The organism is Prolixibacteraceae bacterium, from assembly GCA_019856515.1.
GTDB lineage: Bacteria > Bacteroidota > Bacteroidia > Bacteroidales > Prolixibacteraceae > Halosquirtibacter > Halosquirtibacter xylanolyticus.
Genome location: CP082230.1, coordinates 2,685,139 through 2,701,899, shown reverse-complemented (window position 1 = coordinate 2,701,899; position 16,761 = coordinate 2,685,139). Strand labels below are relative to the sequence as shown.

Sequence of the window (16,761 nt, the reverse complement as noted above, 5' to 3'; positions counted from 1 at the left end):
AGCGACAAATCAGTCGAGTAAAATATAGAAGTCATCAATATACATAAACAGAAAGTTCGATGTAATAGAACAACGACTCTGTATTATATTGACTATTACTGTTCACCCGAAAGTATAGCTTGTACTACGATATAAGAGGTCTTCCGGCTTATAACACGAATTGAATACCTTCCCATATTTTACTATAGTGGCCTACACAACAAATCGCTTAAGTTATCTACGGCTGCGGGGACAGCTACTGCATTGGACAGTATTCCGAGATCTTATATTTAGGATATAAAAATACCTCGAACTCTTTTTTATACAATATATCACACTCATTTTTTATCAACAATATAGGTAAAACCGTTCCTTACAAAACGATATCTTTCCCATACTATCGTAAGTAATTATATAAAATCTATGTGAATAACTTTATTCATAAAACAGAATATAAGATAAATAAAAGATCGAGTATCTTTAAATAATAAAAGGTAGTACTGAATAACAATACTACCTTCTATAGACTCTAGCCTTATGAGATCCACGACTGGCACAACGAATGTTTCGCTATCCGGTTTTACTTACTCTTTACGTGTAACCAAGAGAAAAAAGAGTCCACCTAACACTTGTAAAGAATCTGCAACAATAGCTCCATTATACCCAGCTCCTAAAATAGGATCTTGCATATACATCCAAATCCCACCGCCAACTAAATAAGTCTTTTCGATCAGAGAATACCAAATAATATGTTTACGCAACTCTTTGTTTTTCGCACTAAGAAATATCAACACTCCGATACCCACAACCATGATTCCCCAATGACCAACTAAAGGTAGTGCACTTATCTTATCACTAAAATCAATTCCCATCGTTAGAAATGTCCCTCTCAAAGGAGCCAACATGGATGGAAGTGTCCCCAGAATAGTGACTACACCCGAGATCCAGAAGTACCATTTATTAAAACTCTTTTTCCAGCCAATCATACAACCACTTTTTTATTTAACAAACCAAGATCCAAAAGTATTGACAAACCATGAAGTACACTTGCTGCGCCCCATACATGATGGCAATTTAATTCCCAACATTTTTTTCATCATTGATATCTTCTCCTCTGTAAATGGCGGGTAACGTTTCAGGGTATCGAATCCCGTCTGATGATCATATACCGCCTTGGCATTGGACAAATCTAAGAAACCATGCTTACCGTGGTATTTACCCATACCAGCAGGACCAACACCTCCAAAAGGAAGATCAGGGACAGCCAAATGAAATAGGCAGTCATTAACACAAACACCTCCAGCTGTAGTATGATCAAGGATATGCTTAACCACTTCTCTATCCTCTGCAAAAACATATAATGCAAGAGGTTTATCCTTACCATACATAATATCAATCCCTTCTTTCATCGAATCAATTTCTATCACAGGTAAAATCGGTCCAAAGATCTCATCTTGCATTATCAATGCTTCTGGAGAAACATTTTTTAGTACTGTAGGTGCAATATATTTATAAGCCTGATCATATTCACCTCCACACAGAATATCTTGACCTTCTATTAACCCAACCAAGCCACTAAAAGTCTTTTCATTAATAATTCGCCCATAGTCATTACTTTCTTTAGGATTAGCACCAAAAAAACTATGTATAACTTGAGGTACCATCTTATAGAAATCAGCAGCAATCGATTTATCTAACAATACATAATCAGGAGCAACACATGTTTGACCGGCATTCATAAATTTCCCCTGTAATAAACGTCGAACACTCACCTCTAAATCACATGATCTGTCAACAAATGCAGGACTTTTACCCCCCAACTCTAAAGTCACAGAAATCAGTCGTTTAGACGCTGCGTTCATCACCACTTTTCCAACTCTTCCACTACCAGTCACAAAGATCTTGTCCCAGTGTAGATCTAGCAATGCATCATTGGAAGTATCCTCTTCAGTGACCCAAAAGGCCTGTGAATCTAGGTATTGAGGTACAAGATCCCTAATGATTCGAGTAGTAGCAGATGCAGTACGAGGTGGCTTTATAATAGCTCCGTTACCTGCAGCAATAGCAGGTATTAAGGGCCCCAAAGTCAATTGAAGAGGATAGTTCCAGGCTCCCATAATCAAAATAACACCAAGTGGCTCATATCGAATATATGACCGAGCAGGTTGCAACGCAGCAGGAGTATCTACCACTTCATCTTTCATCCAAGACGATAGATGATCCAAAGTATGATCAATCTCCGTAATTAGTATGTTAATCTCGGTAAGGTACGACTCGAAGCTACTCTTTCCTAAATCCTCATAAAGCGCATTATCAATTAATGTCGAAGAGTCCTTAAGTAGACTCTTTAAAGCATTTAGTTGCGTTACACGCCATAAATAACTCTTAGTTCTGCCTTTACGACAGTAATCTCCTATCTCTTCAAACTTAATATTTAGAATGTCTTGCATCACTTCTCTATTTCTATAATTGAATAAACACGATCTAATTTAATACGCAGCTTTCACAATCTGTTCTACCATCTCGGGCGTCACATTCTGTTTTTCACCCAATCCCAACCATTGTCTCTCTTTAAAAGTCTTTGAGATGTTCTCTGCACACTGATCAAAACAATCCACATAATCAGAAAGTTTTGATGTAACTCCTAAACTTAAGAAATACGATTTGATAAACTCAATCGCTTTGACTGCTTTTTCTCGTGGTGTACCTTCTGTCACCCCAGCAATACGCTCAGCAAACTGAGCTAACTTAGCCTCTTTCTGTCCAATCAAATGTTGATAATAACTCGGTGCAACGATAGCCAGAGTAATAGCATGGTCTATATGATACATTGCAGTTATTTCGTGTCCAATCATATGAATCCCCCAATCTTGAGGAACACCATTATGCAACATCCCATTTAATGCATTCGTACAACACCACATATAATCTGATGCCGAACCATAATCAGAGGGTGAAAACTTTACTTTAGGTGCAATATCCACAAGTGTATTCAAGATACTCTCAGCAAACCTATCTTGTAATCTGGCCTCTACGGGGTAAGTGAGATACTGCTCTAATACATGAACAAAAGAGTCAATCAAACCATTAGATAACTGCCTCTCTGGTATTGTCGAAACCACAGTCGGATCTAATACTGAAAACTGAGGAAAGATTCCAACGCCTTGCATCAGTAACTTCTCAGATGTGGCTCTTTTTGTAATCACTGCCGCATAGTTCATCTCAGATCCTGTTGCTGGCATCGTCAATACTGTTCCGAATGGAACTGCTTCCATTATAGGCTCCTGCTTGGTAAGAAGATCCCAAGCATCATCTCCATCATATACTGAAGCAGCCGAAATAAACTTAGTTCCATCAATAACCGATCCCCCACCTACAGCCAATAGGAAATTAACTTCTTGTTCTCTAACAATACTTACGGCATCCATCAACACCTCATACTCAGGATTAGAGGGAATACCTGAAAACTCTACGACATCATACCCATCCAATGACGACATGACTTGATCATAAATCCCTGTCCTTTTAATACTACCACCACCATACAGAACCATTACTTTCGCTTCCTTAGGAATCACCTCATGTATCGTAGTAATCTGACCTCTACCAAACTTTATCATCGTTGGATTAATATAATCGAAATTTTGCATCTTATATATTTTTATAAGTGAACGTTCATTCATCTATTTTATAATAAAAAAGATAGAAGTTATTCCAATTGGATTAATAAATACGCTATTAATCCAATTGATATTATATCCTACCCTATTTTGTGATCATTTATGACTAATTCTAACAGCGAATACTATCCCATGCCATAGAAAAAAGCATATCAATATTTAAATCGTTATTGCTAACTTGTGACCTACCAATATTCTGACTAATAAATGTAAGTGGATAGAAGGCATAAGCATAAAGCTCATAATCTGCAGCATTCTTAATGATATTCTCATCAATACCTCTTCTTAAGAGTTGAGACATAGGAGACAAATAAGAGATCCCCTCCTTCAAAATTTCATCCCCCACAATAGGAGAAGTTTCACACTGCTCTAAAAGTGTCGCTTCACGCTTATGTGTCATCTTAAACTCCAGCACATTACGCCACATTAGCTCAAACCCTCTCTTTACAGACATGTCCGAACTATATCCATCAAAAGCTGCATCAGCCATAGCGCGCTTTGACTTAAGATAAATCGCATTCATCATATCTTGTTTGTTTTCAAAATAGATATAGATAGTTGCAGGAGAAACCCCTGCCAGTTTTGCTATCTTAGACATAGGAGCAGCATGGAACCCATGATTATTAACTAAGGTCAGTGTCGCATCTAGCAACGCCTCTTTCTTATCTCTTCTTTTTGTCATATTGATTACATCCTAAATGGAAAGCTCTAGATTAAACTAATACTGTAATGCTTTGCAAATATATAAACATTCAATTAAAAACTGAACGTTCATTCACTAATTAATATTATTTAATAATGATATGCGATCATAATAATGAACTATACATATCATATTAAGCCTTGAATCCGCACGTGTATTGTATTAATTTTAAGTAAACATCAGTAAGACAATGCATAGTAAGGCTTTTATATATTCAGAAAAATCACCTATTTAGGTGAATGATCAAAGATTTTAATTCAAAGGTGACACCATTTGGTGGGATATATTTAATTCATGATTTGCTAATTTCAAACGGCATTATTCAATTTATTAATGAGCAATTAGTAGACCGAGACCCAAAGTGTATCTATAAGTTCTCTGATTTGTTATTACCACGCGTATACACTACTTTTTGTGGAGGTAGTGCGACGGAAGATATTAACTATCTTCGGGATAATACATTGAATAACTTGAGATCAATTTCTATCCCTTCTGCTGATACCATTCTAAGAGGAGATGTGGAGCTTTCTACTCCATGTGAGATTATCGAAGGAAAGACTACAATTAAAGGCCAAAAGATAAATGTTAACACACTAATGAATAAATTCTTGTTGGCTAGTGCTATTAAGTTTAAACAGTTAGATCCTAATGCTTCTGATCTTATCTATGATTTTGATCACCAGTTTATTCCCACTCAAAAGAGTGATGCAGAATATAGCTATAAGAAGACAGAAGGATACTTCCCAGGAGTCGCAACCATAGGTAACATTCCTGTATATATTGAAGGACGAAATGGAAATTGTCATGTTAAAACGGCTCAATTAGAGACCCATAAACGAGCATTAGAGTTGTTGGCATCCAAAGGTGTAAAATTACGATATGCAAGAATGGACTGTGGTTCATATATCAAAGAGGTTACAGACTACTTTCATCAAGAGGGTATTCTATTTTCGATTAGAGCCTCTCACTCTAACGTATTACTATCAAAAGCATCAAAAACAGATAATTGGTCTTGTTGTGAGATAAATAATCAAGCATATGAAGTCAATAGCTTCAAATATGAATTTGGTCAATATACACATAGAATCATCGCATACCGAAAACCCAATAAGTCCAATCAAATGTCATTGATAACCAATGATGCGAAGAGTTATCAGTTTATAGTAACCAATGATTGGGATATTACAGAAGAACAAGCTATTATATTCTACAATCAACGTGGAGCTAGCGAGAAGGTTTTTGATATTCAGAACAATGATTTTAATTGGAAATCAATGCCTCACAGCAACTTAGAAGAGAACACTGTTTACTTGATAATAATGGCTGTAGCACACATTCTATATCGATACATAATATCAAAGTTTGCTGATTTAGTCGACGGGTTAAAGACAACAAGTAGACTCAAAGCATTTATATTTCGCTTTGTTACGGTGGCAGCTAAGATTACCAAAAGTGGGCGAAGAGTGATTGTTCATTTAGCAACAAACAATAAGAAACTGGCTCTTTCCGAAACTTAGTGGGTATGCTACATGTTTAATTTCTATATAATAACTTCTAAAATAAGACATCATGTACGATTTATTAGCCTCAGCCTTACATATTGAATCTCCCTATTTTATTGATGGTATTAACTTAGACAAGGAATCCCAACGTTTAGATGTTTATATCGATTTTAAGAGAGGTTCTCGTTTTAGTCACAATGGAGAGGATAACCTACAGGTGCATGATACACGAAAGAAAACATGGCAGCATTTAAGCTTCTTTGAGTATAAGTGTTATTTAACTGCACGTGTTCCCCGTGTTATAAAGGGAGATGGTAATGTTGCTATTCTTGATATGCCTTGGGAAGGTGAACTACCTGGTTTTACACTGTTGTTTGAAGCATTATTAATGTCCTTAATTTCTTATATGCCAGTTCATCAGGTTGCACAAATGACAGGTGTTTATGATGATAAGCTATGGAAGTTGGCAACTTTGTATGTCGATACAGCAAAGGCCGAAGAAGACCATTCTGATATTGAGATGATAGGGGTTGATGAGACTTCTTGTAAAAAAGGGCATAATTATGTTACTTTGTTTGTAGACCTAAAAGAACGCAAGACAGTACATGTTACTGAAGGAAAAGGGGCAGAAACTATTGCTTCTTTTTGTAAGGTTATTCCACATTATCACGACCAAAATAAAGTGATCAAATCAAGTAAAATAAGTCATGTCAGTTGTGATATGTCTCCTTCATTCATTAGTGGCATAGCAACACACCTTCCAGATGCTTCCATTACATTTGACAAGTTTCATATTATGAAGATAATCAATGAAGCAGTAGATAAGGTTAGACGATCTGAAGCAAAAGATGAAGAGTGTCTAAAGGGGAACAGGTATTTATTCTTAAAGAACAAGACAAACTTCACCTTAAAGCAACAGCAAGCCTTTAAGGATCTTTCTATATCAAACAGTAAATTAAAGAGTTTCAGAGCACTCCGAATACGTGAAAGCTTTCAGGATATTTACACATACGCTAACACGGCAGAAGAGTTTGTGTGCTTATTAAAACAATGGTATTATTGGGCAACTCACTCTAGGATGGAGCCTATCATCAAGGCTGCCAATACAATTAAAAGACATTGGGATGGCGTTGTGCAATGGATGGAAACAAAGATAAATAATGGAATATTAGAAGGTCTTAATTCTGTGGTTCAAACAGTAAAAAGAAGAGCTAAAGGATTTAGGGACACTAAAAATTTCATCACAATGATATATCTTGTTACGGGTAAATTAGATTTTAGAAAGGTGAATAAGCATTGTTCTTTTTAATATGATTACCCATCAAATCTTGGAAAGAGCCAAGAAACTAATTAAATCTACAAAGACTGGATAGAATGATAAACGGAACTGGTATTGGCTCTCCCTCATTAGCCTTAAGACATAAGTGGGTAAGGGAAGTTGTGTCTATCAAAGGTCTAAATTCATAGATGTAGCACGTAGTATCTCCAAATGCAGGCTTAAAATCAGGATATTACCCCATAATAAAGATTTGAGGTATGCAAGAAAAACATCTGCGTATTTTAGGTAATAAAAGATAATTTAGTGTTTTGTGAAATAATTATGTTATTTGGAACGTAATAGATGTATATGTTTCTCTATGATTTTTAAATAAATATGAAAGATAGTTTAATCGTTGTCAGAATGAGGTGTTTTTTTTGTTTGATGTTATTGATTGTTGTTTTTGTTCCTCGGCGTGCTCAGGCACAAGCACAGTATCAAACGATTTGTGGAATGGTATTAGACCGTGATACACATCAACCAGTTAAATCCGTTTCCGTTTTGGTGAAGAATACAAGTCGAAGATATGAGGTTTTATCTGATACCAAGGGTTTTTTTCAGTTGACAGAGATTCCGATTGGTAGTTATACGATCTTTGTGAGATATATTGGATACAAAACGGTGACCGTAACAGGTATTGATTTAAATGAGAATCATACTCCATTTGTACAAGTCTATATAGAGAAAGAGGTAGAAGAGGTTCGTAAGGTAATTCCGCGTTATGAACAGCTGAATGAGGTTCCTTATAGTGATGTCTTAACGGGAGCTGTTGCATCAAGAGAAGAGATGTATAGTTTGCCTAATAAGGGTCCATTGGATAAAAGTAGTGCTGTGGAGACTGTTGGAGGTGCTTATCGTGTAGATCAATATGGTGCCAATTATTCCATGGGGTCAGTATCTCCTCTGTACAATAGAACAAAGCTTGGTGGGGCACTTAATATATCCACAGCCTTTATGGATGGGTTACAGACGGAGAATCTACTTACGTATGGCGATGAATTTGTTTTTTTTGGACAAAATAACTTCACCTCATTACAGAGTTTACGTTCGGAGTCAACGATTGGTAATAGTGGTGAAATAGTGATGAGTTCAGGTTATTTCAAAGGCAATGAATTTGGAATTTCACTAAATAGTGATGGAGCTTCTGTGGAAGGTCAAGGTGGATTAAGAGCATATGAGCGTTTCGCAAGATCTAGCTATAAGTTTAGTTATAACTATTTTAAAAGTGATTTGATTCCCCAGCAGTTGTTTCGAACAACAAATTTACCTGTAACTCAGGATTTCAATCTCTCAGTATATGTGCCTACACTTAAATATGGGACGTTTGCTTTCTGGACAAAAGCAGTAAATAGTAAAAGAGATGTAAGTGCTAAAGACTCTTTGTATATCCCATGGAATATCACACCTTATAGTGAGATGAGCGATGATAAAACAGCTGTTGCAGCAGGGATGAGGCACCGTATTCACTTTAAAGATGGGAAATTTTCACTTGAGAATGATTTCGGTTGGATGAATCAAAAGGATAAAGGTTCAGAAAGAAATAGTAGACAATTACAATATGCGAGAGAATATGACTTAGCTCAACAACAGTTTGGTTGGAATAGTCGGTTTGTCTATAAACCAACTGGTCATCATCATTTTACTGTGGGTTTAACGTATAACCAATATAATCAGAGTTTATGTGATACTATTTGGAATAAAGGAGAGAAAAAAGCTCTCTATGGAGTCGGTTCACAGAAATTTAGAGAGTGGAGTACTTCAGTTGGATATATGATACGTTTTACGAATAAAATATCTTCATTTATTGGAGGTAAGTATATCTCTAATTCATTGCCAACAGACAATTATTGGTCTGCAAATGCTGCAATAAAATTGGAGATTACCCCATCTATTCATTGGAAAGTTGGAGCAAACTTAGGGAAGATGAACCAACCGTGGTCTCTATATGAAAGAGTTCAAGATGTTACAAAAATAGAAGAAAAAGAGGTTGTTCCTGTTAAATATAGTGCATTGCCATTAGAGTCGTATGTCGGTTTAAATAGTCGCTTTGATATTCACTTTGGATCACAGATTTATTGGATGATAGATGGAGATTACAAGATGTTGTCAAATTTGTGGGTCGACAAATCGCCATCTTCTTTTGCGATGGTAAACTGGGGAAGTAATCCTTTTAATAAGCTTCCAAATGAGATGACTGCAACTGGTGAAGGTTCTGTGTTAAGGTTGTCGACCTCAGTAGAAAAATGCTGGGAACAAAATACATATATTCGTATCACTGGAACTTATTTCAAAACATCATTGACTACATCGGATGGACAATCCAGAGTTATGGCTTGGGATCCAAAATATGTGATTACATCAGCCTTAGGAGGAAGAATTGATATCTCACGTAATTCTCATTTTACAGGAGGGGTTGATCTTCGCTTAATGGGAGCACGTTCTATGTTTGAAGTAGATGTTGAGGGATCAAAAAAAGAGCTAACAACCGTATACAAGAGTAGCGAAGATTATACCGTTGAGTTGAAGACGCCATTGGTTGTAGGTGCCAATGTTAGTTGGTTTTATAATTCACGCCGGTTTGGACATCAAATAAAAGTGCGATTTGAGAATATGACGGATGCCAGTTATGGCGGTTATCAGTATTGGAGTTTTCACAATAATGAAGTGGTTGAACCAAAGTCTATTGGCTTATATGGTCAGGTGTCATATATTATTAGACTTGGATTTGAACGTTCAAAAAAAATAAAGAAAAGTTGGTATTAGGATTTGGAGGTTAAATATAAATCCTTACTTTTGCACCGCACTTGAGAAAACAAGAGGTGCCATAGCTCAGTTGGTAGAGCAAAGGACTGAAAATCCTTGTGTCCCTGGTTCGATTCCAGGTGGCACCACTTCTTTTAAAATGGAATAGTTATTCTTTTAAAAGTGTGGTTTTATCTTAGATCTTAGGGTCAAATAGATATTTTAGAAAAGGTTTTATTTTAGCGAGTTTCTTTTAGTTTTTGGTGTATAAGGAATAGTAAATATTAGGTTGAGATAATGTTACTTTCCTTTGCCGAAATCGGTGCCATAGCTCAGTTGGTAGAGCAAAGGACTGAAAATCCTTGTGTCCCTGGTTCGATTCCAGGTGGCACCACCGTTAGAGTCATCTGACTCTAGTTTGATTGAAGTTACTTGTTTATGTTTTAAGTATGGTGCCATAGCTCAGTTGGTAGAGCAAAGGACTGAAAATCCTTGTGTCCCTGGTTCGATTCCAGGTGGCACCACCATAAGAGAGGTTGTCTTTTAGACGACCTCTTTTTTTATGCATTGATCTCAATGAAAAGTTTTTTTGTGGTGGATGAAACAATTTGTATGGTATAGCTGTTTCTCTATGAAAGAGTGTGTGTGCTTTTGAAGACATGAAAAAGCCCTCTTTGTTGGGGACAAAAAGGGCTAATAAAGTTAGTTGTCGTAAAAAAGTTTGTGTTAACAAAGAGGTGTGAGTTCTTTGTTATCAATAAAAAGTTTAATAAACTTTTTGTTAGTTCTCTTGTGTGTAGAGAAATTTGGTTTAGTTGTTTTACCTTATTAGGTCTAAAAGGATTACGTTTACGAATATGAGGATTTTGTTTGGAATACTGAAATATAACAGGTTTTTTGTTATATGTTTCATAACATTGGTTTAGGATTTTGATATAAACAAACTCATAAGATAACCTTATTTCATGAGGTTTGTTAAGTTATTGTTAATGTTTTTTCTTTTTTGTGGAAGGTGTTCGTTTATAGTGTTTTATGTGTATTTAAGAGTTGATGCTTGTTTTGTGTTAATTATGTTGAGTAAAGTGGCTATAATTTAGGGAATAAATAAGACGTAGATGTCTGTATATATATTTTTTTTGCTTTTGTAATATAAAATGGGTAAAAAAAAGAGGAATTTTGATGTAAAGCAGTTGAAAACCATTAATTTTGGCAAACGATTTTTCCTTAAACAGTTTTACCAAAATTATGGCAGAAAAAAATATAAAATTGTTCGAGGATTTTCCACCCATTAGTACTGAACAATGGACTGAGAAAATCACCGTAGATTTAAAGGGTAGAGATTTTGAAAGAGCCCTAGTATGGCGCACAAATGAAGGATTCAATGTGCAGCCATTTTATCGTGAAGAAAACTTGTCTTCACTAAATCACTTAGATCAACTTCCAGGGGAGTTCCCATTTGTTCGTGGAGCAAAGAAGAACAACAACGATTGGTATGTTCGTCAAAATATTCTTGTAAACAATGTTGAGGAAGCTAATGCAAAAGCATTAGATGTTCTTAATAAGGGAATCACTTCATTAGGTTTCGTTATCGGAAATGATGTAGAGGTTTCTGAGGCAATGATGGCTACTTTGTTGAAAGATATTGATGTAACAGCGATTGAGGTTAACTTTGAAATTTGTTGCAAGAACAAAGCAGTTGTTGATGCATTTGTTGCATATTTAAATGCTTCGGGTGTTGATAAAACTAAAGTAGTTGCATCAGTTGCAAACGATCCTATTGGACGTTATGTAGCAACAGGAAAATTTGCACATGGTGTGGATTCGGCAATGGATAGTTTGAAGAGCAATTTGGAGGCTGCTTCTTCTGTATCTAATTTCCGTACGATTGCTGTTAATGCAAAATTCTTTAATAATTGTGGATCGAGCATTGTTCAAGAACTAGGTTATGGTTTGGCTCAAGGAGCTGAGTATCTATCTGAGTTGGTGAAGCGCGGTTTAACAGTTGATGAAGCAGCAACAGCTATTAAATTCAACTTTGCAACTGGCGGTAACTATTTCATGGAGTTAGCTAAACTTCGTGCAGGAAGAATGTTGTGGTCTCAAATTGTTAAAGCATTTGGAGCGAGCAATGATGATTCTTGTAAGATGTTGATTCATTCAGAAACTTCTCAGTGGAATAAGTCAGCATACGATCCATATGTGAATATGCTTCGTACGCAAACAGAGGCTATGTCTTCTATTTTAGGTGGAACAGACTCTATGACAGTATCTACCTTTGATAAGGTATATGGAGAAAGTACTGTGTTTTCAGAAAGAATCGCTCGTAATCAACAGTTGTTGTTGAAAGAAGAGTCTCATTTTGATAAGATTGTTGACCCAGGTGCTGGATCATACTATATTGAGTCGCTAACGGAATCTATTTCGGAGCAAGCTTGGAAAATTTTCCTCTCAGTTCAAGAGCAAGGTGGTTTCTTGGCAAGCTTAAAAGCTGGTTCTATACAAGAAGCTGTTAAATCGACAGCATCTAAGAGAGATCTTCATATTGCAACTCGTAGAGAGGATATACTTGGTGTAAACCAGTTTCCTAACTTCACTGAGCATATGGATCGTGAGTTGTCTGATGCTATCTTGGCTCCAGTAAGTCAGAGAGCAGCAGATGCAGAGATTGATACATTGTCAACTTATCGTGGTGCTGAGGCTTTCGAGGCATTGAGATACAAGACAGATCTTTATGCAAAAGAGAACAAGCGCCCATTAGCTTATATGTTGACAATCGGTAACCTAACGTTCAGAAAAGCAAGAGCACAATTCTCATGTAATTTCTTTGCTGTATCTGGTATGGATGTACAAGATAACAACGGATTTACAACGATTGAAGAGGGTGTTAAGGCAGCAAAAGAAGCTGGCGCAGATGTTATTGTACTTTGTAGTTCAGACGAAGAGTATGAAACACTGGCTCCTGAGGCATTAGAGATGATCCAAGATGAAGCTATCTTTGTTGTAGCTGGAGCTCCTAAGTGTATGGAAGAACTTAAATCGAAAGGTGTTGAGAACTTCATTCATGTTAAGAGTAATGTGCTAGAAGACCTAAAAGGTTATTCAGCAAAGTTGGGAATTAACTAATTTGAAGTTTAGGTCTCTTCTCAAAAGTGATTTGCTTTTGGGAGTCTAAGAATCTTATTACTATTATGAAGCCAGATTTTAAGAGCATCAATATAAAAACAGCCAATAATAGCACAGATGGCTTTACTTGGCAAAAGAACAACGGGATAGAAAAGAGCTGGATGACTCCAGAGCAAATTCCCGTTAAGTCGGTATATACGAAAGAAGACCTTGAAGGTATGGAGCATTTGAACTATGCTTCGGGGCTTGCACCATTTACTCGTGGACCATACTCAGCAATGTATGCTATGCGTCCATGGACTGTACGTCAGTATGCAGGTTTCTCTACAGCAGAGGAGTCAAATGCATTCTATCGTAGAAACTTGGCAGCAGGGCAGAAAGGTTTATCTATTGCATTTGACTTGGCTACTCACCGTGGATATGATTCAGATCACCCTCGTGTGATTGGTGATGTAGGTAAAGCAGGTGTGGCAGTAGATTCGATCATGGATATGCGTATCTTATTTGATCAAATTCCACTGGACAAGATGTCTGTTTCGATGACCATGAATGGAGCAGTACTTCCAATTATGGCTTTCTATATCGTCGCTGCAAAAGAGCAAGGTGTATCTATGGATAAACTTGCAGGTACGATTCAAAATGATATCCTAAAGGAGTTTATGGTGCGTAATACGTACATTTTCCCTCCTAAGTTTTCGATGAAGTCGATTGCTGATATCTTTGAGTTTACATCTAACTATATGCCTAAGTTTAATTCTATCTCTATCTCAGGTTATCACATGCAAGAAGCAGGTGCAACAGCTGATATTGAGATGGCTTATACTTTAGCTGATGGTTTAGATTATTTGAGAACAGGTATAGATGCAGGATTGACTGTGGATCAGTTTGCACCTCGTTTATCTTTCTTCTGGGCGATTGGAATGAATCACTTTATGGAGGTTGCTAAGATGCGTGCTGCTCGTATGTTATGGGCTAAGATTGTGAAACAATTTAATCCAAAGAATCCTAAGTCTATGGCGTTGCGTACGCACTCTCAGACTTCTGGATGGTCATTGACAGAGCAGGATCCATTTAATAATGTGGGTCGTACGGCTATTGAGGCAATGGCTGCAGCATTAGGACATACTCAGTCACTTCACACCAATGCATTGGATGAAGCGATTGCACTTCCTACTGATTTCTCTGCACGTATTGCTCGTAATACGCAGCTTTATATCCAACAGGAGACAGAAATTTGTCGTTCATTGGATCCATGGGCTGGATCGTACTATGTTGAGTCATTGACTCAAGATTTAGCACATAAAGCTTGGGAACGTATTCAAGAAGTTGAAAAACTTGGAGGTATGTCTAAAGCGATTGAGACAGGAGTTCCTAAGATGCGTATTGAAGAGGCAGCTGCTCGTGCTCAAGGACGTATTGATTCAGGATCTCAAACTATTGTTGGAACGAACAAGTATCGTTTGGAACAAGAGGATCCAATTGATATTCTAGAAATCGACAATACTGCTGTTCGTCAAGCACAGATTGAGCGCTTGAACAAGTTGCGTTCAGAACGTAATGAGGAAGAGTGTCAACAAGCATTACATGCTATCACAAGGTGTGCAGAGACAGGAGAAGGAAACTTATTAGATCTTTCTGTTAAGGCAGCTGAAAAGCAAGCATCTCTTGGTGAGATTTCTGATGCATGTGAGAAAGTTTGTGGACGTTATAAAGCAGTGGTTAGAACTATTGAAGGCGTGTATAAATCAGAAGCATCAAACGATAAAGAATTTACAGAAGCTCAAGGGCTTGTTGCTAAATTTGCAGAAAAAGAAGGGCGTCAGCCTCGTATCATGATCGCTAAAATGGGTCAAGATGGTCATGACCGTGGAGCAAAAGTAGTTGCTACTGGTTATGCTGATTTAGGTTTTGATGTTGATATGGGACCATTGTTCCAAACTCCAGAGGAATCAGCGAAACAAGCTGTTGAGAACGATGTTAATGTACTTGGAGTCTCTTCATTGGCTGCAGGACATAAGACACTTGTTCCTGCTGTGATTGCAGAACTTAAGAAGCTTGGTCGTGAAGATATCATGGTTATTGCAGGTGGAGTTATTCCAGCTCAGGATTATGATTATCTATATGATTCTGGTGTGGTTGCAATTTTTGGACCTGGTACGAGTGTATCTACCGCAGGTAAGAAGATTATGGAAGTGCTACTTGCTTCAATCGAAGAGTAGTATTATCATAAACAATATATTAATGAGGCTATCTCCTTTGGGGATAGCCTTTTTTTATGTTGTTAGAATTGAATGCTTGATAACGGTCTGCTTTTTTATATGGTTGTAATATTTTGATATTTAGTGTGTTGATTGTTGCTGTTGGCGTTTGTTGTATTGAGATGCGTTGTTAGGTGATAAATAGCATATGTGGAAAGTTAAACTTTTATTCAAATGAATTGTATTATTTGTATATAATAATAGTGACAAAGCATATGAAATTAATTGAGCCCCTTAATGATATTTTAGAGTCATCTTTATCTTTTGCTGTAAAAATACAGCAGGAGATATTCTCATTTCATGAATTTTCTAAAGATGACTTTCATTTTTTAGTAAACTATCAACCTCATCTTCTTTTTATAGTTACCTACTCGGCTAATGCAAATGAGTCTATTGTAACATTTCAGTATAAAGATTTTCCTTCATTATTTCTTAAGAGTTTTGTTTATAGTAGGGATAATAGGTGGATGGAATATATTCATAAGAATCATGATAGAGCTGGGTGTCAGCTCACGGATATTGAGATGACTGATTTGATTCGTAATGTTTTTTTATATCTATATTCTATGGGAATTGTCGAAGAGAAGCCTAAATTTATGGAAAGTAAGCTGTTTTTTAGTTTACCTTATAAGGCTTTGGCTTCATATTCGGAGGATTCTAGCTTAATTGATAACTTGTCTCGTTTAGATGAATTATCAACAAATATACCATATTCAGAACATCGTAATATACGTTTTTGTAGCTACATCTTATATATGATTAAAGGAAGGAATAATGTTAAATATGAGGTGTTGTCATATCTTCTTTTTGATCAGAACTATCGTATCTTAAATGATCAATGTAGATTGTTGATTACAGAACAAGATAGTGGTGAGATATTATGTTTTCTGTCACTGAATGTTGTCAATGATAAATGTGTTGATACACTGCTTGTAAAGTCTTTATTTGATAATATACCATATAGAGTTTTAGATTTATCTATGATGTCTCTATTCTATCTTGTTAAAGATTGTGGAATGGAAGATATTGTTCTTATTGAAGAGCCAAAGATTTCAAATTATAACTCTTTTGTCTATACACGTGTTATGAGCAAACATGATGAGTATGGATATATTCTCTCTTTTATAGAGGAGGATGAGTCAAATTATTATTTCTTCAAGTTGTCGGAAGGTGACCAAAGAGATGATACAAGGTTTGATGTGTTGTTACAGGATATTGATCAGTTGGAAAAACACTCATTTATGAAATATGATCATGGTAGAGGTGAGATTTCATTGTCTCAATTTCATGATGATTGGATGGATGGATATCAGAAATTTATTGTTGATTATTTACTTGGTCGACTTCATTTGGAACGAAATATTAACCGATCATTTAAATTAATTGATCTAGAAGTTAAGGAATCAAATGCGCAGAGTAGTTTTGTGTGATTTTTTTCTGTATTACTATTGAATTG

At 36.3% G+C, this 16,761-nt stretch carries 10 protein-coding genes, 3 tRNA genes and 1 riboswitch; of the genes, 9 read left to right on the top strand and 4 right to left on the bottom strand.

Annotated features, from left to right (window positions below; genetic code table 11):
* Positions 1-117: 117 nt before the first annotated feature.
* Positions 118-307, bottom strand: a riboswitch (cobalamin riboswitch).
* A gap of 256 nt (positions 308-563) precedes the next feature.
* The 4 genes from K5X82_09675 to K5X82_09660 all read right to left on the bottom strand — a co-directional run bounded on the left by K5X82_09675 (position 564) and on the right by K5X82_09660 (position 4,341).
* Positions 564-965 (bottom strand): hypothetical protein, encoded by a 402-nt coding sequence (locus K5X82_09675; GenBank protein ID QZT35592.1) that lies wholly within the window; start codon positions 963-965, stop codon positions 564-566.
* 12 nt (positions 966-977) lie between these two features.
* Complete coding sequence (locus K5X82_09670) at positions 978-2,429, bottom strand: aldehyde dehydrogenase family protein (GenBank protein ID QZT35591.1); 1,452 nt, start codon at positions 2,427-2,429, stop codon at positions 978-980.
* Positions 2,430-2,468: 39 nt separating this feature from the next.
* Entirely contained in the window at positions 2,469-3,629 is a 1,161-nt protein-coding gene (locus K5X82_09665) for an iron-containing alcohol dehydrogenase (protein ID QZT35590.1), read from the bottom strand.
* Positions 3,630-3,771: 142 nt separating this feature from the next.
* The gene (locus K5X82_09660; GenBank protein ID QZT35589.1) at positions 3,772-4,341 is read right to left on the bottom strand and encodes a TetR/AcrR family transcriptional regulator; all 570 of its coding nucleotides are present in this window, start codon (positions 4,339-4,341) and stop codon (positions 3,772-3,774) included.
* Between the two features lie 260 nt (positions 4,342-4,601).
* Between K5X82_09660 and K5X82_09655 the strand changes: the two genes are divergently transcribed.
* From K5X82_09655 to K5X82_09615, 9 genes are all read left to right on the top strand, one after another.
* Entirely contained in the window at positions 4,602-5,879 is a 1,278-nt protein-coding gene (locus tag K5X82_09655; protein QZT35588.1) for an IS1380 family transposase, read from the top strand.
* Positions 5,880-5,931: 52 nt separating this feature from the next.
* The gene (locus tag K5X82_09650; protein ID QZT35587.1) at positions 5,932-7,173 is read left to right on the top strand and encodes an ISL3 family transposase; all 1,242 of its coding nucleotides are present in this window, start codon (positions 5,932-5,934) and stop codon (positions 7,171-7,173) included.
* Between the two features lie 372 nt (positions 7,174-7,545).
* Complete coding sequence (locus tag K5X82_09645; protein QZT35586.1) at positions 7,546-9,945, top strand: carboxypeptidase-like regulatory domain-containing protein; 2,400 nt, start codon at positions 7,546-7,548, stop codon at positions 9,943-9,945.
* 55 nt (positions 9,946-10,000) lie between these two features.
* Positions 10,001-10,073 (top strand) — tRNA-Phe (locus tag K5X82_09640).
* 172 nt (positions 10,074-10,245) lie between these two features.
* A tRNA-Phe gene (locus K5X82_09635) sits at positions 10,246-10,318 on the top strand.
* 57 nt (positions 10,319-10,375) lie between these two features.
* A tRNA-Phe gene (locus K5X82_09630) sits at positions 10,376-10,451 on the top strand.
* Between the two features lie 718 nt (positions 10,452-11,169).
* Entirely contained in the window at positions 11,170-13,047 is a 1,878-nt protein-coding gene (locus K5X82_09625) for an acyl-CoA mutase large subunit family protein (GenBank protein QZT35585.1), read from the top strand.
* A gap of 65 nt (positions 13,048-13,112) precedes the next feature.
* Positions 13,113-15,266 carry a methylmalonyl-CoA mutase gene (scpA, locus tag K5X82_09620; protein QZT35584.1) on the top strand — a complete coding sequence of 718 codons (2,154 nt, stop codon included), beginning with the start codon at positions 13,113-13,115 and terminating at the stop codon, positions 15,264-15,266.
* 254 nt (positions 15,267-15,520) lie between these two features.
* Positions 15,521-16,735, top strand: a complete 1,215-nt coding sequence (locus tag K5X82_09615) for a hypothetical protein (GenBank protein ID QZT35583.1) — start codon at positions 15,521-15,523, stop codon at positions 16,733-16,735.
* Positions 16,736-16,761 lie beyond the last annotated feature (26 nt).